Source organism: Niallia sp. FSL W8-0954 (assembly GCF_038005605.1).
Taxonomy (GTDB): domain Bacteria; phylum Bacillota; class Bacilli; order Bacillales; family Cytobacillaceae; genus Niallia; species Niallia circulans_A.
This window is the reverse complement of sequence record NZ_JBBOTN010000001.1, coordinates 3,790,062-3,811,578: the sequence shown is the minus strand read 5'-3', so window position 1 is coordinate 3,811,578 and position 21,517 is coordinate 3,790,062. Positions and strand designations below refer to the sequence as shown.

Here is a 21,517-nt window from a genome sequence, read left to right as displayed (position 1 = left end):
ACATCCCAGAATATTTTTCTAGGAGTGGAGCTATTTTGATCATTCTCTTTTTTTGGGGAAAAATAAAAAGAGTAAGTTATATGACATTTTAAACAGTTTTTTATTAATTTGGTTAAAGTTAGAAATCAAAATAAATAATTTTATAAAAATGATTGTCGAAAGTTGTTATTTCATGCAAATACAAATATAATGGAGAATTGTAAATGTGTGTGTGTGACCCTATTCATTTGGGGGTAAATATAAAATGGTAAAAAATGATTATTTATGAATTGAAGAATGATAACCTGTTAAAAGTTTTACTGAACAAGGAGCAATGACAATATGTCCCCAAAAAATTCATCGAAAATAGATTATACACTTGTTCTAATATTAATGCTTCTATGTTTAACTAGCCTTATTGCTATATATGGAGCAAACTCATCCTATGTGTTAAAGCAAGTTATGTATTATGTAGTTGGTATAGGTATTATTATTGGAGTAATTCGTTTAGATTCGGATCAGTTGAAGAAACTGACCTGGTATCTGTATGCTTTTGGTCTTTTCTTATTGGTATTGCTTATATTAGCACCGCCCAGTATTGCCCGAGAAATTAATGGTGCAAAAAGTTGGTTCACTTTACCTGGTTTTTCTCTGCAGCCTTCTGAGTTTGTAAAGGTATTTTTAGTACTGGCACTATCGAGAATCATTGTAGATCATCAGGAAAAGTATATAGTAAAGACGATACAAAGTGACTTTTTTCTCTTATTTAAAATTGGAGCTGTAACAGCACTTCCGCTTCTTCTTGTCATGAAGCAGCCTGATTTGGGAACCTCCTTAGTTTTTCTTGCTATTATGCTGGGGATGATTTTTATATCTGGTATTTCGTGGAAGATCTTGACGCCGATTTTTTCTAGTTTTGCTGTGATTGCAACAGCTGTCCTATACCTTGTTATTTGGCATCCAGATTGGATCACCATGTATTTTGGAGTGAAGGAGTATCAGATGGGAAGAATTTATTCCTGGTTAGATCCCTATACATACCAAAGTACAACGGGTTACCACTTAACCCAGTCTTTGCTTGCAATTGGTTCGGGCCAGACAACAGGAAAGGGTGTTGGCACAAGTGAAGTAGTGCTTCCAGAAAATCACACTGATTTTATTTTTAGTGTAGTCGGCGAGGAATTTGGCTTCATTGGAGCAAGTATTATCATTAGTTTATTTTTCTTGCTTATTTATCACATAACAAAAGTGGCCTTAGAAACAAAAAATACTTTTTATACATGTATGAGTGTAGGGATTATTAGTATGCTTTGTTTCCATGTTTTCCAAAATATTGGGATGACGGTAGGGATTCTTCCTATTACCGGGATACCACTTCCTTTTATAAGCTATGGAGGTAGTTCTTTGATGGGAAATATGCTTTCGATGGGATTGATTTTTTCCATTCGATATCATTATAAAAAATATATGTTTTCTAGTGATGAATAACGGTTTTTATGTAACGACAAAAAGAGGCTGACAGGGGAGCAGCCTCTTTTTGTGTATTCTTTCTCGATTCTTTAAATGAGGGGGAAAGAAAAGGAAAGAATATTAATTATGGGAAGTTAATGATATTGATAATCATTATCATTAGGTGTACTCTTATAATAAAACAATTCCATCATGTTGTCAATGAAAATAGAAGGGAGAGAAGAAAATTGGACGAGAAATTTCAAGAGGAATTTGACTCCTTGTTGAGTAATTATACGGAATTACTTCTTGGAGAAGAAAATGAGGAATTAAAGGAAAAAGTGCAAGTATGGATGCTCTATACTTATATGTCCAAAAATATGCCAGGCTTAGTAAAGCATTGGAATGCTAAATTCCCTGATGGGAAACAAACAATTGTTCAAATTGTATCAGAAATTAAAAAAATGAATGAGATAAGAAAACAAAATCAAAAATAAAACATATGCTATAAAGAAAGCTGGACAAAGCGTAAAAATACCACCCATAACGATGTCGTTTTGGGTGGATAAAATGAGGGTTTTACTGAATAGTGGTGTTTCCATATGGAAATTGGTTACTGTATCCTTTGAATTGTTGATAAGATTGCTGGATTTTTTGTTGCTCAGCAGCTTCAAGCTTATACCATCCTTTTTGAAACATTAAATCATACAATTCTCTTTGCATATTTTGTGTTTCGGTAAAAATGGATAATAAATCTTGATAAAATGTTTCATTACTGGCTTCATTTAAAGCTGTTGAATAAGCATCCGTCATGTATTTTTCTGTTGAAAGCATGTCGTTGGTAAAATCGCGATCATTCATTTGCGGTGTTTTTGGAACCTGTGACTCAGGATTTTGAATTGGTTTTTGTTGATCCATTTTCTTTTTCCTCCCTCATAAAATCATTGTTTTAGTAAGATGATTGCTTATTCAAAGTCCTTTAAGAAGAATAGGTGCTCATTCTACAAAAGGCAGAGTCAACTTAAAAAGGTTTGGCAATCTCTTTAGCAGAATGAGCAAATTGAATAAACAATCACTAATTTTTTCGTTACAATCTATTGCTGTTGCTGTGCCATTGGCTGACTGTTAGCATCTAAGTGACTAAGTATTCTTTCATAGTGATGCTGATGCATTTGTCCACATTTTTCAAGCTGTGATTTAATCGTTGGATCTTGGGCATGTTGAGCAAAAAAATGCGCTTTTTTCATTGCTAGTAAATTCCAAGAAAGCATATCTGTTAAGTAAAGGGAATCTTTGACTGTTACCATAACAGGTGGTTTCATCATCATCCCGTTAGGTTGAGTCATATTATTTTGTTGTTGCTGCATCAAAATCTACCTCCTGTTAAACTATTGCTTTTTATATTGATTATTTTGACTGTTAACTTTTCCGCCACCATCTGTTTCAACTGTTGGACCACCGTTGCCTTTTACACTTGCCGCACTAACTCCTGCTTTAGAAGGGTTCTTCTTAAGACGAGCCATTTATTTATACACCTCCCTTTACTCATTCCTTACTAGCATTTCCTATTTTTTTTATTTAATGAGTACACAGCATGGAGAAAAAACGAATAATTTGCCACAATTTTTGTTAAAAATTACGTCACTTGGACGTACAAAGAGTAATGGTGTGTTTTAGAGCCATTTGAATTCCATCAAATTTTAATACATTTTTTCAAGGAGGATGCATGGTGAAAGAGATAAAATCAGCTGCGGTTATTGGTTCTGGAGTTATGGGGGCAGCGATTGCAGCACAATTTCTTAATGCAGGAATTTCTACGGTTCTGCTGGATATTGTACCAACTAAGTTACTATCCGAAGAAATAGAAGCAGGACTGACATTAAAAGATGAGGTTGTGAGGAATCGATTTGGTAGGCTTGCTATTGAAAGAATGAAGTTAGAATCCCCAAGCCCGCTTACATCTTTAAATAATTTAGCGCAACTAACAATTGGGAATCTAGAAGATGATTTTGACTTATTAAGAGAATCGGATTGGATTGTAGAAGCAATTATTGAAGATATGCAAATAAAGAAGGAGCTCTTTAAAAAGATAGATCAATACCGTAAAAAAGGATCTATTATCAGTAGCAATACTTCTGGTATATCGATTAACCAGATGAAAGAAAATCTTTCTCCAGATTTTCAAGCACATTTTTTAGGTACACACTTTTTTAATCCACCCCGTTATATTAAATTACTTGAAATCATTCCTACTAAAGTTACCGCCCCAAATGTTGTAAAAACCATCAGTCAATTTGCGGAAGAAGAATTAGGAAAGGTAGTAGTAAAAGCGAATGATACTCCTAACTTCATTGCAAATAGGATTGGCTCCTTTGCTTTTTTAAATATTGTGAAAGAAATGATAAAGGAAGATTTAACAATCGAAGAAGTTGATCAATTAACAGGTCCACTAATTGGTCGTCCGAAAAGTGCCACCTTTCATACATTAGATATGGTTGGTTTAGATACTTTTTATCAAGTAATTCATAATATGCAAGGGAAAATGAATGATACAGAAGAAATAGAGATGTATCAAATTCCTGCTTTATTAGAAGAAATGCTCAAGAAAAAAATGTTGGGCAGAAAGGTGCAAAAGGGATTTTACCGAAAAACGGAAGAAGGGCTGCAAGTTCTTGATTATCATACGTGGACATACAAAAATTTGACTGGAACAAAAAAGAAAGCAGATCATCGATCGCTTCCTCTATTCTTAGAAGAAAAAAATCCAAAAGCACAATTTCTCTGGAAAGGAATAGCCCCATTTTTACTATATTCAGCCAAAATGGTTGGGGAGATTTCCGATTCTATTTATGAGATAGATCAAGCTGTTCAGTCTGGATTTAATTGGAGGAATGGGCCGTTTCGTTTATGGGATGAACTAGCACTAAAAGCTACAGTAGAACGAATGGAAAAAGATTCACGGGAGATACCTGGATGGATTAAAGAAATGTTGGATCAAGGATTTGAATCTTTTTATAAAGTGATTAATGGAGTAGAACATTATTACCATCAAGGAAAATATCTGCCAATTCCAAAAAGCGTGGACCAAATATGCATACAAGAATGGAAGAAGCAAAGAGGCGTGCTTCTTTCCAATGATGGAGCAAGTTTAATGGATATTGGAGACGGAGTATTATTACTGGAATTACACAGCTCCAATATGAGCATTGGAATGGACATTCTTGTGATGATTGATAAGGCGATCGAAAAAGTAGAGTTAGAAGCATATAAAGGACTGGTTATTGGCAGTGAAAAAAAGAACTTTAGTCTTGGGGCTAATTTAGCTTTAATGCTATTAGAAGCTCAAAATGAGGATAATGTAGAGCTGCAGATAGCCGTCCGCCGTTTTCAGCAAGCAATGAAGCGCATAAAATATTGCCAGAAGCCAGTTGTAGCTGCCCCTTATCAAAGAACATTAGGAGGAGGAGCAGAAATTTGTCTGGCGGCAAATAAGGTGCAAGCATCGTTAGAAACGTATCTTGGACTAGTAGAAACAGGGGTAGGCCTTATCCCTGGCGGTGGAGGAACAACAGCCTTATATTGCAATAAATGGAAGGAAAATCAACAACTTTTACCAGAAGAAATGCTGCAGCTTACTGCAGAAGTATTTCAGACCATTTTGACTGCTAAGGTAGCTACCTCTGCCGTTCAAGCGAAAGAACTAGGCTTCTTAACAGAGAGAGATGGGATAACTAATAATGATCGATTTTTATTAAGAGATGCTAAAAAAGCGGTTCTACAATTAGCGGATGAAAAGTTTCAAGCGGCTAAAAAAGAAAAGATTATGGTTACAGGTAAAATGGGTTATGACTTCTTAATGCAAGAAGTTGATAAGCTCAAAAAAATAGGTTTTATCTCCGAATATGATGCCGAGATTGCCAGCAATCTTGCTATAGTTCTTACTGGTGGCAGTGTAGAATTTGGTGCATTAGTGGAAGAGGACTATTTATTAAATTTAGAGAGAGAAGCGTTTATCCAATTAATACAACAGCAGGAGACGCAAAAAAGAATGCTCTATCTATTGCAAACAGGAAAACCATTAACGACGAAAAAGGAATAACATTTTTATCATAAAAATTAAGTGGTGGAGAAAGGAAGGATAGGATTACTATGCAAAAGGGTGGGAGTTTTTTAACGGAACAGGTCACCGCAGACGCAATTTTTACCCCAGAGGATTTTACAGAAGAGCATGAGATGATTGCAGAAATGACAAGTGAGTTTGTTCAGAAAAAAGTACTACCTCATTTGGCAGAGATGGAAAATCATCAATTTACAATAACAAAACAGCTGATGGAAGAGGCAGGGGAACTGGGTCTGTTAAGTTCAGATATCCCAGAACCATATGGTGGTTTGGGTTTAGATAAAATCAGTACAGCCATTATTTCAGAAAAAATGGCTGTTGCAGGCGGATTTTCTGTAACCCATGGGGCTCATATAGGGATTGGTTCATTACCAATTGTTTTATTTGGTAATAAGAAGCAGAAGGAAAAATATTTACCGGATTTAGCCGTTGGTAAAAAAATCGCCTCCTATGCGTTAACGGAGCCTTCAGCGGGATCCGATGCTCTTAGTATAAAAACAACAGCAGTTTTAAATAAGGAAGGGACACACTATTCACTTACTGGCGAAAAACAGTGGATTACCAATTCAGGAATTGCCGATATCTTTATCGTCTATGCAAAAGTAAACACAGAACATTTTACTGCATTTATTGTAGAAAAAGACTTTCCAGGTATTTCAATAGGGAAAGAAGAAAATAAATTAGGAATCAAGAGTTCTTCCACCTGCGCCGTTCGTTTTGATCAAGTAGAAGTACCAGTGGAAAATGTGTTAGGAGAGATTGGAAAAGGTCATTTAATCGCATTAAATATTTTAAATATTGGTCGCTATAAGCTTGGTCTGGGAGCAATTGGTGCTAGTAAAGAAGCATTAAAAAAGACGATTGCTTACACGGATAAGCGAGTGCAGTTTTCTGTTCCATTATCTCATTTTCCGCTTACGCTTGAAAAGTATGCAACAATGGCCTCCTATATTTATGCGGCAGAAAGCACTGTCTATCGTACAGCAGGATTACTGTCTACAGCAATGGATGAAGTAGATGCAGATATAGAATGGACGATAATGGCGAAAATCATAAATGAATATGTTATAGAGTGTAGCTTAAATAAAATTTTTGCATCGGAAGTATTAGATATGGTAGTAGATGAATGTGTGCAGCTACATGGTGGCAATGGATTTATGGAAGATTTTGATATCGCTAGAATGTATCGTGATTCACGTATCAACCGCATTTTTGAAGGAACAAATGAGATTAATCGCTTATTAATCCCTCCTACCTTGGCTAAAAAGAGTGTCAAAGGAGAAATCCCGTTATTGGCACTAGCAAAAATGACGGAAAAGGAAATGCTCTCCTTTCTACCGGAAGAGCCAGATGATAAGTTATTATCCCAAGAAAAGCTGCTTCTTTCCAATACTAGAAAAATCAGTTACTTACTATTTGGAATGATGCTGAAAAAATATAAAGAAAAATTGGAAGAGCAGCAAGAGATAATGGTTAATCTAGCAAATATTTTTAATGCGGTATTTGCGATGGATTCTTGTATTCTAAGAACGGAAAAGGCAATGGGGAAAAATGAGCAAGAAGAAAAACAAAAAATATTATATACTGAAATATATTGCCAAGAGGCTTTTCAGCAAGTAATCACAGAGGCGATAGATACGTTAGCCTATATGCTAAGCGGTGATGAACTAAGATTAGCACTATCTGTATTAAAGAAATATACTAGATACACACCAAAGCCAATCATTGCAAGGAAAAGAGAGGCTGCCAAACATTTATTAACAGCTGGAGAGTATCTTGGGTAAGGCGTAATCATAAATAGTCAAACAGGTTCTTCTGAAATAAACGAATCAGAAGAACCTTCTTTTTAGTCAATCGAATGAGGGATTCACCTAGTTTGATTCTGTCGTAATCTATCCTACTTAAAGAAATTGCTGAAAAATGCAAGAAAGGAAATAACAGTTGGCACAAGTGGGCACTGATTGAAGTTTTACTTTATATCAAATTGTGATAATATTTAGTTGAATGTTTCAAAATACATAGATTATGGGTGATGGAATGAAAGTTACTTTTTATTGGTATCCAAAATGCTCAACTTGTCGCAAGGCGAAAAAGTGGCTGGATGAAAATCATGTGTCATATGAAGAAGTACATATTGTGGACAATCCTCCTTCTCGTGCGTTATTAGAGGATTTGTATAAAAAAAGTGGCCTTGAAATAAAGAAATTCTTCAATACTTCAGGTCAGAAATACAGAGATCTTGGATTAAAGGATAAAATAAAGGAAGCGTCGGATGAGGAATTATTAGATTTGCTTGCTTCTGATGGCATGTTAATTAAACGCCCTTTAACTACAGATGGAAATAAAGTAACATTAGGCTTTAAAGAAGAGATGTTTAAAGAAAGTTGGGCTTAAGCGACCTGCTTTTTTTAATAGTAACTCTGTTTAACAGAGTAAAAATGATAAATACGGAGGGGTTATAATGGCAGTACCAAAGGATTTGCGATATTCAAAAGAACATGAATGGGTAAAAGTTGAAGGAGATAACGCACGTGTAGGTATTACATATTTTGCACAATCTGAATTAGGCGATATCGTATTTGTTGAACTACCAGAAGTAGGCGATGAAGTAACAGCAAATGAACCTTTTGGAAGTGTGGAATCTGTTAAGACAGTTTCTGAATTATATGCTCCTATCAGCGGAAAAGTTGTTGAAGTTAACGAAGAGCTTAGTGACAATCCGGAATTTGTGAACGAATCTCCTTACGGAAAAGCATGGATGGTTGTTATTGAGCCAAGTGATAAAGCAGATATTGAGGAGCTTATGTCAGCAGAGCAATATGAAGAAATGACAAATGAAGGCTAATTGAATAGTATAGGATGGGATATAGATATTCCAACCATTTATAAATCCAAACAGGTATATGGAGATGTTAAAAAAAATTTCCGTATACTTGTTTGGTTTTTTTATTGTTAGGAGAATATATAGGGCAATATGTCTTTCCTATCACCGATATATACCAGAAAACCTACTTCTTTCTCTTCCTGTTTGAATATGTTAAAGTAAATGAAATAACTCCTTTAGGTGATCAATATGAAAAAAGTAATCATTGTGGAAGGTAAATCAGACAAACAAAAAGTAGAGAAGATTGTGCGTGAACCAGTCGATATTATTTGCACGAATGGAACAATTGGAGTTTCAAAGCTGGATGAATTACTAGACGAGCTAATGGATAAAGATGTGTATATCTTAGTGGATGCTGATAAGTCAGGAGATAAGATAAGAAAACAGTTTAAACGAGAACTTCCGGAAGCAGAATTCCTTTATATAGATCGCAAATATAAAGAAGTTGCTGCCTCTCCTGAATGTCACTTAGCAACCCTATTATTACAAGCTGATATTGAGATTGAAGCAAAATATTTAGATACAAGGATGAATGGATTATGATAGATTGGAACCTCGATCAATGGGAGAAGCAAGTAAAGGATACAGACGCTGCCTTTCTTTACTTGTATACTCCTCTTTGCGGTACGTGTATGGTTGCATCAAAAATGTTGACAGTATTGCATACAATGAAGCCAGAGTTGAATTTAGGAAAAATGGATTTAAATTATGCCCCCGGTTTAGCAGCAAAATATGAGGTAGAAAGTGTTCCCTGTCTAGTTATTATGGAAAAGGGGGAGTTAAAAGAAAAAGTATATCGCTTTGAATCAGTCCCTCATTTAGTAGAAGTTATCCAAAACTATATAAAATAGGCAGGACCATTTTCATGAAAGGGCTATATTAGTGTGCCAATTCCATAAACGGATGCTGCCCTTAAAAAGCTAGCATGGTTAAAAGCATCAATCGCCTTTTTTATAAAGATTACTTTTAAAAAAGGTTTTTTTCTGCTGCTGCAAGAATAAGTAATATAAGATTGTTCGGCAGAAAGTAGGAGATGCTTTTGCAGGATTGGATGAAATGTTTTGTAGAAAAGCTGAATCGGAAAGAATCGTTAAAACCATTATTACGAAACGCTTCGCTTTCCTTAGTGTTAACATGTCAAAATGAGTCCTATTATATGGAGCTTAAGAACAATCGCTTTTCATGGAGAAGGATGAAGGGTGAGGATAATCCAGATATATGGTTAACGGGGGATATGACTAGTATTAGCCTCGTTATGGAAGGCGAGGTTCTTCTTAGAGAAGCGAAAAAGAATGGATCTATTCAATTAGAAGGCTCCTTAAGGAAAATCCTCTTACTTGAATCTGTGTTTTTCTTAAGCCATTCACGTTCAGTTCCCCACACTGGATAAAAGGAAGGGAATAGTTTTGTTGTTTACCTGGAATCCGCCTTTGCTAACAAAAAGTGAAGTGTATTTCGGGTTATTTTTTTGAAGGGATTTGCCCCAAATTCGATTTAAATCCAAGTTTTCTCATTTAATTAATTATGTCAGAAAATCTTCCTTTTTTAATTGAAAATTCAGAAAAGAAATTATGTTAAAAAAGGTGTTGACAGTCATTTCGGGAAGTGGTAAATTACATCTATCATATTAACGATTTTTACATTTCATATAAATAATGAACTCTTATCAAGAGAGGTGGAGGGATGTGCCCTATGAAACCCGGCAACCGTCAGTATACTGAAACGGTGCCAATTCACACAAAGCGTTAGGCTTTGATAGATGAGAGAAAGGGATATTATTCATAATAAAAACCTTTCTGCTCTTCTTGCAGAAAGGTTTTTTTGTTATCTGGAATGATATGATATGCTTTGTTAAAAGCTATTTTAATATAGTGAACGATAGAGTGATTTTAAAAAAGAAGTAGGTGAACACATTGATTAATGTAAACTCAGTAAAAAAGATATACTCCTCAAGAAGTGGGAAGGTCACTGCGGTTGATCACGTGGATTTAACCATCGATTCAGGAGAGATATTTGGGATAATCGGATATAGTGGTGCAGGTAAAAGTACATTAATCAGAATGTTGAACGGATTGGAGATTCCTACTGCTGGAAGTGTGTCGGTTGCAGGTCATGAAGTTTCTACAATAAAAGGAAGTAAACTTCGTAAGGCGAGACAAGAAATCAGTATGATATTTCAACATTTTAATCTGCTATGGTCAAGAACCGTAAAAGAAAATATTGCTTTTCCTTTAGAAATAGCAGGCGTAAAAAAATCAGCAAGAGATAAGAAGGTATTAGAGCTCATCAAGCTGGTTGGATTAGAAGGACGAGAAGATGCTTATCCTTCTCAATTAAGTGGTGGGCAGAAACAGCGGGTTGGGATAGCAAGAGCACTTGCTAGTGATCCGAAAGTACTTCTCTGTGATGAAGCAACCTCAGCATTGGATCCACAAACAACAGATGCCATCTTAGATTTATTAGTAGACATTAATAAACGTCTTGGTCTAACAATTGTATTGATTACCCATGAAATGCACGTTATTCGCAAGATTTGTCATCGAGTGGCAGTGATGGAAGACGGGAAAGTAGTAGAAACAGGACCGGTGATTGATGTCTTTAAGCAGCCAAAGAAAGAAATTACGAAACGGTTTGTTCAACAAGTAATTGAACCAGAAGAGGCGAAAGATACGATTGAACACTTAATAGCGCAATATAAAACAGGCAGCATTGTCATGCTGGGATTTGTCGGCGAAAGTGCTGAGCAGCCTGTAATCACTAATCTCATTCGGACTTTTGCGGTTTCGGTGAATATCATTCAAGGGAAAATTTCGCCGACACAGCATGGATCCTATGGAACATTATATATTCATTTAGATGGAGAGAAACAAGAAATAGAAAAAGCTATTCAATATCTTCATGCGCAAGAGATTAGTGTGGAGGTGATTGAAGGATGATGGAAAGATTATTGCCAAATGTAGATTGGGAAATAATGTGGAATGCCACGAAAGAGACCTTATTTATGACTGGATTCTCGATTATTTTTACTTTTATACTTGGAATTATACTTGGAATTACGCTGTTTTTAACAGATAAAGGGAATATGTGGAATAATGTATTTTTTAATAGAATCATCAGTGCAGTCGTGAATATTTTCCGATCCATTCCTTTTATTATTTTATTAGTTCTATTAATCCCGCTAACGACTTTGCTAATCGGGACAATGATTGGACCGAAAGCGGCGTTGCCTTCCTTAATCATAGGTGCTGCTCCGTTTTATGCAAGACTTGTGGAAATTGGTCTTCGAGAAGTGGATAAAGGTGTTATTGAAGCGGCAAAGTCAATGGGAGCAAAACCAACCACTATTATCTTTAAAGTTCTTTTGCCTGAATCTATGCCAGCACTTGTTTCAGGAATTACGGTAACTACCATTGCACTAGTAGGATCAACCGCAATGGCTGGAATAATTGGTGCCGGAGGGCTTGGGAATTTAGCTTATTTACAAGGATTTCAACGGGGTAATGGTGATGTGACGCTTATTTCAACTGTTTTTATTTTAATCATTGTTTTTATTATCCAATTTATTGGTGATTTTATAACAAAAAAAATAGACAAAAGATAAGGAGAAAAACACATGAAAAAATTATGGTCTTTACTGATTGCATTAACATTTATATTTGTTCTTGCGGCATGCGGCAGCTCTAATGATGATAGCAAGGAAAACGGCGGTTCTAACACTGACAAAGGATCAACTAAATTAGTAGTAGGTGCTTCCAATGTACCACATGCTGAAATTTTGGAAAAAGCAAAACCAATTTTGAAAGAAAAGGGAATTGATTTAGAGATCAAAACGTTCCAAGATTATGTATTGCCAAATAAAGCTTTAGAATCAAAAGAAATTGACGCAAACTATTTTCAGCATATTCCATACTTGAACCAACAAATTAAAGAAAATGGTTATGATTTTGTAAATGCTGGTGGAATTCATATTGAGCCGATGGCTGTTTTCTCTAAGAAATATAAGAGTTTAGATGAGCTTCCGGATGGAGCAACCATTATTTTTAGTAACTCTGTTGCTGAACATGGCCGTGTACTGTCTCTTTTAGAAAAAGGTGGATTAATTAAGCTTAAAGATGGAATTGATAAAGTAAATGCAAAGATTAAAGATATTGCGGAAAATCCGAAAAATGTTAAATTAAAAGCAGATTATGAGCCAGCGTTACTTCCACAAATTTTTAATAATAATGAAGGGGATGCAGTTGTTATTAATGCCAACTATGCATTAGATGCTGGCTTAAACCCTGTGAAAGATTCTATTGAAATCGAAGGAAGCGAATCTCCATATGCGAATATCATTACTGTTCGTAAAGGAGACGAAAAGCGTGAAGATATTAAAACTTTAGTAGAAGTACTGCATTCTAAAGAAATTCAAGATTTCATTAATAAAGAGTATAAAGGTGCAGTTGTACCGGTTAGTAAATAATAAGTAAGAAGATGTTCCTATAAAAGATCAAACATACAGTATATATCCAATTGAGAATTAAATTGATTCTATTAATAATGGATATAGCGTGTGTAGATGTCTTTATAGGAACATTTTTTATCTTTGTATAATCAAATAGTATTTAACGGAAGCCTCTTCCAATAAGTACTAGGGCTAAATTTATTTCGTGTATAAATACTAAAACGAAACTGTTCAAGTGATATACTTTAGAGCTATCGGTATCGTTTTTGCCAGTGAATTGTTCGCTACCGTAATAAGGAGAAAAATTATTTTAAAGAAAGCAAACTCATGCGAATTTATGAGGAATCAAGCGTATTTATTTGTTTCATGCGAATTTTCCTTATGGAACGGGAAGCAATAGGTTGCTATCAGATTTTATTTGTTATAAGATTAGAATGATAATAAATTGATAATGAAGTTTCGACAATTTTGTGAACAAAACTTCTTTTTACTATGGAGGTATATAATATGAGTCAACCTAAATTAGTCATTAATGATTTACATGTTTCAATCGAAGAAAAAGAAATTATTAAAGGTCTTAACTTAGAAATAAAGGGTGGAGAAATTCACGCAATCATGGGGCCAAACGGAACTGGTAAATCAACATTATCTTCTGCAATCATGGGTCACCCAAAGTATGAAGTAACAAGCGGTGATGTAAGTCTTGATGACGAAGATGTATTAGAAATGGAAGTAGATGAGCGCGCTCGTGCAGGTCTATTTTTAGCTATGCAATACCCGAGCGAAATTAGCGGTGTAACAAATGCTGACTTCTTACGTTCTGCTTTAAACAGCCGTCTAGGTGAAGGGAATGAAATTTCCTTAATGAAATTTATCCGTAAAATGGATGATAACATGGAGTACCTAGAAATGGATCCAGATATGGCACAACGTTACCTAAATGAAGGGTTCTCTGGCGGGGAGAAAAAACGTAATGAAATTCTTCAATTAATGATGTTGAATCCAAAAATTGCGATTTTAGATGAAATCGATTCTGGTTTGGATATCGATGCATTGAAAGTTGTTTCTAAAGGAATTAACAAAATGCGTGAAGAGCGTAAAGAAGAGTTCGGATGCTTAATTATCACTCACTACCAACGTTTATTAAACTACATCACTCCTGACTACGTTCATGTAATGATGCAAGGTCGTATTGTTAAATCTGGTGGTCCTGAGCTTGCTCAACGCTTAGAAGCAGAAGGATATGACTGGATTAAAAAAGAACTAGGTATTGAAGACGAAACTGTTGAACAAGAAGCGTAATTGTTAGGAGGATTGACCAATGACAACGGATATTAAATTACCATTTGACCAAGAGTATCTTTCCTCTTTTTCGAAAGATATGAATGAACCTTCTTGGCTGACAGAGCTGCGTGTAAATGCTTTACAACAAGCAGACGCTCTTCCAATGCCAAGACCGGACAAAACCAATATTAAAAACTGGAACTTTACCCAATTTGAAAAGCATATTGTAAGCAGTGAAGATTTTTCAGATGTAAGTGATTTACCGGAACAAGTAAAAGCACTAATCGATTTAGAAAAAAATAAAACACTTTATATCCAAAGAAATAACCGTCCAACTTTCTTAGCTGTTTCTAATGAATTAAAAGAAAGCGGCGTTATTTTCACTGATATTTTTACAGCTGCAAGAGAATATAGTGACTTACTGCAAAAATACTTTATGAAAGATGCTGTAAAGATAGATGAGCATAAATTAACGGCTTTACATGCGGCTCTTTTAAATGGTGGAGTATTCTTATATGTTCCTAAGAACGTAGTAGTGGAAGAACCAATTCAATCCATTTTCTTACATGATGACAAAGAAGCGAACCTTTTTAACCATGTTATTGTAGTGGCTGAAGATAATAGCTCTGTTGTTTATGTAGAAAACTATGTTTCTACTGTGGATCCTGAAGAAGCAGTATTCAATATTGTGACAGAAGTAATTGCCAATGCCAATGCAAAAGTTCAATATGGTGCTGTTGATAATCTAGCGCATGGTGTTACTACGTATGTAAATCGCCGTGGTGTTGCAGGTCGTGATGCTAAAATTGAATGGGCATTAGGCTTCATGAATGACGGTAATACGATTTCTGATAATACAACATACTTGATGGGTGATGGCTCATATGGCGATACGAAGTCTGTAGTAGTTGGACGAGGCGATCAAAAACAAAACTTCACTACGAAAGTAGTTCATTATGGTAAGAGCTCTGAAGGTTATATCTTAAAGCATGGTGTAATGAAGGATAAAGCTTCTTCCATCTTTAACGGAATTGGTAAAATTGAGCATGGTGCAACGAAAGCAAACGCGGAGCAAGAATCTCGTGTTCTAATGTTAAGCGAAAAGGCTAGAGGCGATGCGAACCCAATTCTATTAATTGATGAAGATGATGTAACGGCAGGACATGCAGCATCAGTTGGTAGAGTAGATCCTTTACAATTGTATTACTTAATGAGCCGTGGTATTCCACAACATGAAGCAGAAAGATTAGTTATTCATGGTTTCTTAGCTCCTGTGGTAGAACAATTGCCAATTGAAGGTGTGAAAAAGCAATTAGTTGAGGTAATTGAAAGGAAAGTAAGATAATGGATAGCAAACATATTCGTTCTTACTTCCCAATTTTAAACCAAGAAGTCAACGGACATCCATTGGTTTATCTTGATAGTGCAGCTACCTCTCAAAAGCCAGTTCAGGTAATTGAAACAATCGAGAACTACTATCGAGAATATAATTCCAATGTTCATCGTGGTGTTCATACCTTAGGCACTAGAGCGACAGATGCTTATGAAGGAGCAAGGGAAAAGGTGAGAAAGTTTATCTCTGCTTCTTCCATCGAGGAAATTATTTTTACTCGTGGTACGACAACGGCGCTGAATACAGTTGCACAAAGCTATGCGATGGAAAATGTAAAAGAGGGGGATGAAATAGTCATTACCCCGATGGAGCATCATAGTAATATTATTCCTTGGCAGCAAGTTGCCAAAAAAACAGGAGCAACACTTAAATATTTGCCACTGCAAGCAGATGGAACAATTGCCCTTGGTGATGTTGAAAATACAATCACCCCAGCTACAAAAGTAGTTTCCATTGCCTATGTTTCAAATGTTCTAGGGGTTATCAATCCAATAAAGGAAATAGCAGCTATTGCTCATAAAAATGGAGCTGTGCTCGTTGTAGATGCTGCACAAGGAGCTCCACATGTAAAAATCGATGTGCAAGATTTGGATTGTGATTTCCTTGGATTCTCTGGACATAAAATGTGTGGTCCAACAGGAATTGGGGTACTTTATGGAAAGAAACAACTTTTAGAAAATATGGAGCCAATTGAATTTGGTGGAGAAATGATTGATTTCGTCGGATTATATGAGTCAACTTGGAAAGAACTCCCATGGAAGTTTGAAGCTGGAACACCAATCATTGCAGGGGCCATCGGTTTAGGTGCAGCCATTGATTTTCTCGAAGAAATTGGCTTGGAGAATATAACCGAACATGAGCATAAATTGGCAGCATATGCGATGAAGAAAATGTCTTCTATTAATGGTTTAACTATTTATGGACCGCAAAACGCAAATAACCGCGCTGGCGTGATCACCTTTAATATTGAAGATGTTCATCCACATGATGTTGCAACAGTATTAGATGCTGAAGGAATTGCCGTACGTGCAGGACATCACTGTGCACAACCATTAATGAAATGGCTAAATGTTTCTGCAACCGCTCGAGCAAGCTTTTATCTTTATAATTCAGAAGAAGATGTAGATAAGCTTGTGGAAGGGATTGGCAAGACAAAGGAGTATTTTAGCGATGTCTTTTAATAACTTAGATTCACTTTATAGAAGTGTAATTATGGATCACTATAAAAACCCTCGGAACAAAGGAGTTCTTGAAGGCAGTTTGACTGTCAACATGAATAACCCTACTTGCGGGGACCGCATCCTTCTTACAATGAAAATTGAAGATGGAATTGTCGCAGACACAAAATTCGATGGAGAAGGTTGTTCCATAAGCATGTCTTCTGCATCCATGATGACACAAGCGATTAAAGGGAAAACAGTCGAACAAGCGTTAAAAATGTCTGAGTCATTCTCTGAAATGATTCAAGGCAAAGACTACCCAGATGATATGGACTTGGGGGATATTGAGGCACTTCAAGGTGTTAGTAAATTCCCAGCAAGAATTAAATGTGCAACATTAGCTTGGAAGGCTATGGAAAAAGGCGTAAATGAAGGATTAGATTCATAATTTACTACCAAGGTTGCATGTAGAATGGAGGAAAATGAAATGGCAAAAAAGATGCCCGAAATTGGGGATTATAAATATGGATTTTCAGATAAAGACGTTTCTATCTTTCGTTCTAAACGTGGATTAACGAAAGAAATCGTTGAAGAAATTTCAAAAATGAAGGCTGAACCACAATGGATGCTAGACTTCCGTTTGAAAGCGTTAGAGCATTTTTATAAAATGCCAATGCCACAATGGGGCGGCGATCTGTCTGCTTTAAACTTTGATGAAATTACGTATTATGTAAAGCCATCAGAGAAAACTGAAAGATCTTGGGATGAAGTTCCAGATGAAATCAAACAAACATTTGATAAGCTTGGTATTCCAGAAGCTGAGCAAAAATACTTAGCAGGTGTATCTGCTCAGTATGAATCTGAGGTTGTTTATCATAATATGCAGGAAGATCTTGAGAAAATGGGAATTGTCTTCAAAGATACAGACTCTGCATTAAGAGAAAATGAAGATATTTTCCGTGAGCATTGGGCAACTGTTATTCCACCTACGGATAATAAGTTTGCTGCTTTAAACTCAGCTGTATGGTCTGGTGGATCTTTCATTTATGTTCCAAAAGGAATTAAAGTAGACACACCATTACAAGCATATTTCCGTATTAACTCTGAAAATATGGGACAATTTGAAAGAACGTTAATCATCGTGGATGAGGGCGCAAGTGTACATTATGTAGAAGGTTGTACAGCACCAGTTTATACTACGAACTCTCTTCATAGTGCGGTTGTTGAAATCATTATAAAAAAAGATGCATATTGCCGTTATACAACGATTCAAAACTGGGCAAACAATGTATACAATCTAGTAACAAAGCGTGCAGTTTGTGATGCGAATGCTACCATGGAATGGATCGATGGAAATATTGGTTCTAAATTAACAATGAAATACCCTGCTGTCATCTTAAGAGGTGAGGGAGCAAGAGGAATGACGTTATCTATCGCTCTTGCTGGTAAGGGACAACACCAAGATGCAGGAGCAAAAATGCTTCACTTAGCTCCAAATACATCTTCTACAATTGTTTCTAAGTCTATTTCGAAACAAGGCGGAAAAGTAACATACCGCGGTATCGTTCACTTTGGACGTAAAGCAGACGGTGCTCGTTCTAATATCGAATGCGATACATTAATTATGGATAATAAATCTACTTCTGATACAATTCCTTATAATGAAATTTTAAATGATAATATTTCATTAGAGCACGAAGCAAAAGTTTCAAAAGTATCAGAAGAACAATTATTCTACTTAATGAGTAGAGGTATTTCAGAAGAAGAAGCAACAGAAATGATCGTAATGGGCTTTATCGAGCCATTTACAAAAGAATTACCAATGGAATATGCAGTAGAGATGAACCGTTTGATCAAGTTCGAAATGGAAGGCTCTATCGGTTAATATATCCAGTTAAGAAGGCGAACCATTGAGGTTCGTCTTTTTTTATTTTTGTCAGGAAGAAAACGTTTTTAGCTGCATAAAAACTATATTGCATTCCCAAAAGTAGTGTGTTATATTAGCCTCAAGCACTTATTAAAGTAGTTTAATAAGTTTTATTTTGTTCACTTATTAAATATCTTTAATAAGTTGGATCGAAAGGAGGGGAGTAAAGTGGATGCAACTCCCAAATCTATGAAAATTATTATCCAGCAAAATATTCGTCAATTTCTTTTAGCCAATGGAAGTGCTACGAAGGTGGAGCTGAGTGATAAATTAGGAATTAGTTTTCCTACTATTAGCAAATTTACGGCACAGATGGAAGAGGATGGAGAATTACTGTCAGCGGGTTTAGATGATTCGAGTGGCGGCAGACGAGCAAAGCGGTATACATATAATCCTGAATATATGTTAGGGTTAGCCATTTTTTTAGAGAAGACCGAAACCAATTATATTGTGTTTAACTGCCTGGGAGAAGAGAAGGAGACTGGTAAAATTTCCAGTGCGTTAAAGGATGACAATGTAAAATTACTGATCGAGTATGTGGAAGCGTTACAAATGCAATATCCAAAGATTAGCTCTATTTCTATTGGTGTGCCTGGTTCGGTTGATAATGGACGAATCATTTACAGTCCTGATTATGAATATCTTCATGATTTTGATTTAAAGGGATACTTAGAAAATTATTTTTCGATCCCCGTGGTCATTGAAAATGATATGAATGCAGCAGTATTAGGTTATCAAGATCAGCAGGAGAAAAAGAACGATAAATCACTTGTTTATCTCTATTCTGGCCAAAATGGTCCAGGAGCTGGAATTATCGTAAATGGAAAGATTGTACGAGGGAGTACTAATTTTGCAGGGGAAGTATCCTTTGTTCCGCAATATAATAACCGAAACTTTGGACAGACCTTTACAAATGGAAAAGTATTCTTTTCAAAGGAAGATGAAGTTGATGCCATAAGTAGACTAATTGCTTCCTTTGTGGCAATTATTAACCCGCATGCGGTTATTTTCTGTGATGATGAAGTCACTCAAACCACAATCAACCATATCAAACAACAAAGCTCCACCTATATTCCGGCAGAACATCTTCCTGAATTTAGAATGAGTGACTGGAAGCAAGATTATTTATATGGATTACAACGACTTGGACTCGATTTAATCATTACAGGAATAAGTAGTAAAACAAATGAATAGTTTGCAAAATGCTTACAGAGTGGGGGTTAACTATTGGCGACATTTTTTTTAGTAATCATCTATTTGGCTTTTATCAGTTTAGGTTTGCCAGATTCTTTATTGGGAGTGTCATGGTCTTTAATGCAAGTGGAATTTAAGGCACCCCTTGAAACTGCAGGAGTACTTTTTATGACAATTGCAGGGGGGACGATCATATCCAGCTTTATTAGCGGTACGGTGCTGAAAAAATTTGGAACTGGAATGGTTACATTTGTAAGCTGCTTTATGACAGCGGGAGCTCTATTAGGGTTTCATTTCGCACCATCGATTGTATGGCTGTTCATTTTTGCCATCCCGCTGGGCTTAGGTGCAGGTGCTGTAGATACAGGTTTAAACAACTATGTAGCAAGCCATTACAAGGCGCATCATATGAGTTGGCTTCATTGTTTTTGGGGAGTTGGAGCTACGCTTGGACCAATTATTGTGGCTCAGTTTATATCTAGAGATAATTCTTGGCGAAGTGGTTATTTTGCCATCGCAAGCATTCAATTTATTCTAGTTGTCATTTTGCTTTTCACACTTCCCTTATGGAAAAAGATAGAAAAAGTCCCTAAACAGGTGCACGAAAATAAAATAGAAGAGTCCACTAGTACATTGGATGAAGCATATTTGGAAAATCAAAAACCTTGGCAAATAAGAGGGGTTAAGCTAGCTTTACTTGCATTTTTATTTTACTGCGGGGCGGAAGCAGCAGTTGGGCTTTGGGGAAGCAGCTTCCTCGTAAATGTTAAAAATTTATCGATAGATGTAGCAGCCAAATGGGTTTCCGTGTTTTATGCAGGAATAACCATTGGAAGATTTATTACAGGCTTTATTACATTAAAAATGAGTAATCAAAGATTGATAAGATGGGGACAAATAATTGCGTTAGTTGGGGCCATTCTATTATTTTTGCCATTCCCTGTTCTTTTTTCACTGGCAGGCTTTATTATGATTGGTTTAGGTTTAGCACCGATATTTCCATGTATGCTGCATGAAACACCACTACGTTTTGGACAGAAGCATTCCCAAACCATAATGGGGTATCAAATGGCTATTGCCTATACAGGCAGTACCTTTCTTCCTCCCATTCTCGGATATGCTGCAGCAAAATCAACAATAGGAATTTTCCCTTTTGTTATTGCAGGTTTTATTGCCATGATGCTATGGGGATCGGAAAGGTTAAATGGAGTATTGCATATAAGAGAGATAAAAAAGGATACCGCGAGTGTGAGTTAAGTTAATTAAAGAAGGAGTGACAGGAACATGAAAATAGAACATGTTGCAATCTGGGTGAAAGATTTAGAAGGAATGAAGACATTTTATACGACCTATTTTGAAGGGACAGCAAATTCGAAGTATCAAAATATAGAAAAGAAATTTGAATCCTATTTTATATCGTTCAAGGAGGGAGCTCGCTTAGAACTTATGCGGAAAGCGGGGATAGATAAGTCTGATTCAGATGATAGAGTTGGCTGGGCGCATATTGCTATTTCATTAGGAAGCAAAGAAGCAGTTAATCAACTGACGGAACGATTACAAAAGGATGGCTTTCTGCTAGTTAATGGGCCTCGTCTAACAGGGGACGGCTATTATGAAAGTGTGATAGAAGATCCAGAAGGAAATCTTATAGAGTTGACGGTCTAATGCGGATAGAAGGGAACA

The 21,517-nt window shown here is 36.0% G+C and carries 23 protein-coding genes and 1 riboswitch; of the genes, 20 read left to right on the top strand and 3 right to left on the bottom strand.

Annotated elements, in window-relative coordinates; translation table 11 throughout:
* Window positions 1–321 precede the first annotated feature (321 nt).
* Window positions 322–1,467: a rod shape-determining protein RodA gene (gene rodA / locus NX902_RS18875; protein WP_171509897.1), complete on the top strand. Its 1,146-nt coding sequence runs from the start codon at window positions 322–324 to the stop codon at window positions 1,465–1,467.
* Window positions 1,468–1,676: 209 nt separating this feature from the next.
* Entirely contained in the window at window positions 1,677–1,925 is a 249-nt protein-coding gene (locus NX902_RS18870) for a DUF2573 family protein (protein ID WP_095330476.1), read from the top strand.
* An 82-nt stretch (window positions 1,926–2,007) separates the two neighbouring features.
* Here the strand turns inward: NX902_RS18870 and NX902_RS18865 are convergent, their stop codons facing one another.
* The 3 genes from NX902_RS18865 to NX902_RS18855 form a co-directional block, all read right to left on the bottom strand.
* On the bottom strand, window positions 2,008–2,346 hold the full coding sequence (locus tag NX902_RS18865) for a spore coat protein (RefSeq protein ID WP_095330477.1): 339 nt from the start codon (window positions 2,344–2,346) through the stop codon (window positions 2,008–2,010).
* 176 nt (window positions 2,347–2,522) lie between these two features.
* Window positions 2,523–2,795 (bottom strand): hypothetical protein, encoded by a 273-nt coding sequence (locus NX902_RS18860; protein WP_095330478.1) that lies wholly within the window; start codon window positions 2,793–2,795, stop codon window positions 2,523–2,525.
* A gap of 21 nt (window positions 2,796–2,816) precedes the next feature.
* Entirely contained in the window at window positions 2,817–2,951 is a 135-nt protein-coding gene (locus NX902_RS18855) for a YuzL family protein (RefSeq protein ID WP_163187807.1), read from the bottom strand.
* A gap of 203 nt (window positions 2,952–3,154) precedes the next feature.
* On the opposite strand from NX902_RS18855, the gene NX902_RS18850 reads away from it, so the two are divergent.
* The 18 genes from NX902_RS18850 to NX902_RS18765 all read left to right on the top strand — a co-directional run bounded on the left by NX902_RS18850 (window position 3,155) and on the right by NX902_RS18765 (window position 21,499).
* Entirely contained in the window at window positions 3,155–5,527 is a 2,373-nt protein-coding gene (locus NX902_RS18850) for a 3-hydroxyacyl-CoA dehydrogenase/enoyl-CoA hydratase family protein (RefSeq protein ID WP_341160906.1), read from the top strand.
* A 50-nt stretch (window positions 5,528–5,577) separates the two neighbouring features.
* Window positions 5,578–7,332, top strand: coding sequence for an acyl-CoA dehydrogenase family protein (locus tag NX902_RS18845; RefSeq protein ID WP_341160905.1), 1,755 nt, complete (start codon window positions 5,578–5,580; stop codon window positions 7,330–7,332).
* A gap of 253 nt (window positions 7,333–7,585) precedes the next feature.
* The gene (locus NX902_RS18840) at window positions 7,586–7,942 is read left to right on the top strand and encodes an arsenate reductase family protein (protein WP_095330481.1); all 357 of its coding nucleotides are present in this window, start codon (window positions 7,586–7,588) and stop codon (window positions 7,940–7,942) included.
* Window positions 7,943–8,009: 67 nt separating this feature from the next.
* The gene (gene gcvH, locus NX902_RS18835) at window positions 8,010–8,393 is read left to right on the top strand and encodes a glycine cleavage system protein GcvH (protein ID WP_341160904.1); all 384 of its coding nucleotides are present in this window, start codon (window positions 8,010–8,012) and stop codon (window positions 8,391–8,393) included.
* Window positions 8,394–8,621: 228 nt separating this feature from the next.
* A complete protein-coding gene (locus NX902_RS18830) occupies window positions 8,622–8,975 on the top strand; it encodes a toprim domain-containing protein (RefSeq protein WP_082138325.1) in 354 nt (117 codons plus the stop codon).
* Window positions 8,972–9,283, top strand: coding sequence for a thioredoxin family protein (locus NX902_RS18825; protein ID WP_095330483.1), 312 nt, complete (start codon window positions 8,972–8,974; stop codon window positions 9,281–9,283). Before NX902_RS18830 ends, NX902_RS18825 begins: the two co-directional genes overlap by 4 nt.
* 200 nt (window positions 9,284–9,483) lie before the next feature.
* Window positions 9,484–9,822 carry an SCP2 sterol-binding domain-containing protein gene (locus NX902_RS18820; protein WP_164464111.1) on the top strand — a complete coding sequence of 113 codons (339 nt, stop codon included), beginning with the start codon at window positions 9,484–9,486 and terminating at the stop codon, window positions 9,820–9,822.
* Between the two features lie 270 nt (window positions 9,823–10,092).
* Window positions 10,093–10,198: riboswitch (SAM riboswitch) on the top strand.
* A 147-nt stretch (window positions 10,199–10,345) separates the two neighbouring features.
* Window positions 10,346–11,368, top strand: a complete 1,023-nt coding sequence (locus NX902_RS18815; protein ID WP_095330485.1) for a methionine ABC transporter ATP-binding protein — start codon at window positions 10,346–10,348, stop codon at window positions 11,366–11,368.
* Complete coding sequence (locus NX902_RS18810) at window positions 11,365–12,033, top strand: methionine ABC transporter permease (protein WP_341160903.1); 669 nt, start codon at window positions 11,365–11,367, stop codon at window positions 12,031–12,033. Before NX902_RS18815 ends, NX902_RS18810 begins: the two co-directional genes overlap by 4 nt.
* Before the next feature lie 12 nt (window positions 12,034–12,045).
* Entirely contained in the window at window positions 12,046–12,894 is an 849-nt protein-coding gene (locus NX902_RS18805; RefSeq protein ID WP_341160902.1) for a MetQ/NlpA family ABC transporter substrate-binding protein, read from the top strand.
* Window positions 12,895–13,383: 489 nt separating this feature from the next.
* A complete protein-coding gene (gene sufC, locus NX902_RS18800; protein WP_047942270.1) occupies window positions 13,384–14,178 on the top strand; it encodes a Fe-S cluster assembly ATPase SufC in 795 nt (264 codons plus the stop codon).
* Between the two features lie 19 nt (window positions 14,179–14,197).
* A complete protein-coding gene (gene sufD / locus NX902_RS18795; protein ID WP_095330488.1) occupies window positions 14,198–15,505 on the top strand; it encodes a Fe-S cluster assembly protein SufD in 1,308 nt (435 codons plus the stop codon).
* The gene (locus tag NX902_RS18790; protein WP_341160901.1) at window positions 15,505–16,734 is read left to right on the top strand and encodes a cysteine desulfurase; all 1,230 of its coding nucleotides are present in this window, start codon (window positions 15,505–15,507) and stop codon (window positions 16,732–16,734) included. The genes sufD and NX902_RS18790 overlap by 1 nt, the downstream gene beginning before the upstream one ends.
* Window positions 16,724–17,161, top strand: a complete 438-nt coding sequence (gene sufU, locus NX902_RS18785; RefSeq protein ID WP_095330490.1) for a Fe-S cluster assembly sulfur transfer protein SufU — start codon at window positions 16,724–16,726, stop codon at window positions 17,159–17,161. The genes NX902_RS18790 and sufU overlap by 11 nt, the downstream gene beginning before the upstream one ends.
* 39 nt (window positions 17,162–17,200) lie before the next feature.
* Window positions 17,201–18,598, top strand: coding sequence for a Fe-S cluster assembly protein SufB (sufB, locus tag NX902_RS18780; protein ID WP_095330491.1), 1,398 nt, complete (start codon window positions 17,201–17,203; stop codon window positions 18,596–18,598).
* Window positions 18,599–18,829: 231 nt separating this feature from the next.
* Window positions 18,830–19,834 (top strand): ROK family transcriptional regulator, encoded by a 1,005-nt coding sequence (locus NX902_RS18775; protein WP_095330516.1) that lies wholly within the window; start codon window positions 18,830–18,832, stop codon window positions 19,832–19,834.
* Window positions 19,835–19,867: 33 nt separating this feature from the next.
* Entirely contained in the window at window positions 19,868–21,091 is a 1,224-nt protein-coding gene (locus tag NX902_RS18770; protein WP_095330492.1) for an MFS transporter, read from the top strand.
* Window positions 21,092–21,118: 27 nt separating this feature from the next.
* Window positions 21,119–21,499, top strand: a complete 381-nt coding sequence (locus NX902_RS18765; RefSeq protein ID WP_095330493.1) for a VOC family protein — start codon at window positions 21,119–21,121, stop codon at window positions 21,497–21,499.
* Window positions 21,500–21,517 lie beyond the last annotated feature (18 nt).

What these genes read in the sequence shown, in the direction of transcription:
- NX902_RS18855 (WP_163187807.1), bottom strand. Translation starts at nt 2,951, where the DNA reads ATGGCTCGTCTTAAGAAGAACCCTTCTAAAGCAGGAGTTAGTGCGGCA.
- gcvH (WP_341160904.1), top strand. Translation starts at nt 8,010, where the DNA reads ATGGCAGTACCAAAGGATTTGCGATATTCAAAAGAACATGAATGGGTA.
- NX902_RS18775 (WP_095330516.1), top strand. Translation starts at nt 18,830, where the DNA reads ATGAAAATTATTATCCAGCAAAATATTCGTCAATTTCTTTTAGCCAAT.
- sufD (WP_095330488.1), top strand. Translation starts at nt 14,198, where the DNA reads ATGACAACGGATATTAAATTACCATTTGACCAAGAGTATCTTTCCTCT.
- NX902_RS18840 (WP_095330481.1), top strand. Translation starts at nt 7,586, where the DNA reads ATGAAAGTTACTTTTTATTGGTATCCAAAATGCTCAACTTGTCGCAAG.
- rodA (WP_171509897.1), top strand. Translation starts at nt 322, where the DNA reads ATGTCCCCAAAAAATTCATCGAAAATAGATTATACACTTGTTCTAATA.
- NX902_RS18805 (WP_341160902.1), top strand. Translation starts at nt 12,046, where the DNA reads ATGAAAAAATTATGGTCTTTACTGATTGCATTAACATTTATATTTGTT.
- NX902_RS18845 (WP_341160905.1), top strand. Translation starts at nt 5,578, where the DNA reads ATGCAAAAGGGTGGGAGTTTTTTAACGGAACAGGTCACCGCAGACGCA.
- NX902_RS18765 (WP_095330493.1), top strand. Translation starts at nt 21,119, where the DNA reads ATGAAAATAGAACATGTTGCAATCTGGGTGAAAGATTTAGAAGGAATG.
- sufC (WP_047942270.1), top strand. Translation starts at nt 13,384, where the DNA reads ATGAGTCAACCTAAATTAGTCATTAATGATTTACATGTTTCAATCGAA.
- NX902_RS18810 (WP_341160903.1), top strand. Translation starts at nt 11,365, where the DNA reads ATGATGGAAAGATTATTGCCAAATGTAGATTGGGAAATAATGTGGAAT.
- NX902_RS18820 (WP_164464111.1), top strand. Translation starts at nt 9,484, where the DNA reads ATGAAATGTTTTGTAGAAAAGCTGAATCGGAAAGAATCGTTAAAACCA.
- sufB (WP_095330491.1), top strand. Translation starts at nt 17,201, where the DNA reads ATGGCAAAAAAGATGCCCGAAATTGGGGATTATAAATATGGATTTTCA.
- NX902_RS18825 (WP_095330483.1), top strand. Translation starts at nt 8,972, where the DNA reads ATGATAGATTGGAACCTCGATCAATGGGAGAAGCAAGTAAAGGATACA.
- NX902_RS18860 (WP_095330478.1), bottom strand. Translation starts at nt 2,795, where the DNA reads ATGCAGCAACAACAAAATAATATGACTCAACCTAACGGGATGATGATG.
- sufU (WP_095330490.1), top strand. Translation starts at nt 16,724, where the DNA reads ATGTCTTTTAATAACTTAGATTCACTTTATAGAAGTGTAATTATGGAT.
- NX902_RS18830 (WP_082138325.1), top strand. Translation starts at nt 8,622, where the DNA reads ATGAAAAAAGTAATCATTGTGGAAGGTAAATCAGACAAACAAAAAGTA.
- NX902_RS18790 (WP_341160901.1), top strand. Translation starts at nt 15,505, where the DNA reads ATGGATAGCAAACATATTCGTTCTTACTTCCCAATTTTAAACCAAGAA.
- NX902_RS18850 (WP_341160906.1), top strand. Translation starts at nt 3,155, where the DNA reads ATGGTGAAAGAGATAAAATCAGCTGCGGTTATTGGTTCTGGAGTTATG.
- NX902_RS18865 (WP_095330477.1), bottom strand. Translation starts at nt 2,346, where the DNA reads ATGGATCAACAAAAACCAATTCAAAATCCTGAGTCACAGGTTCCAAAA.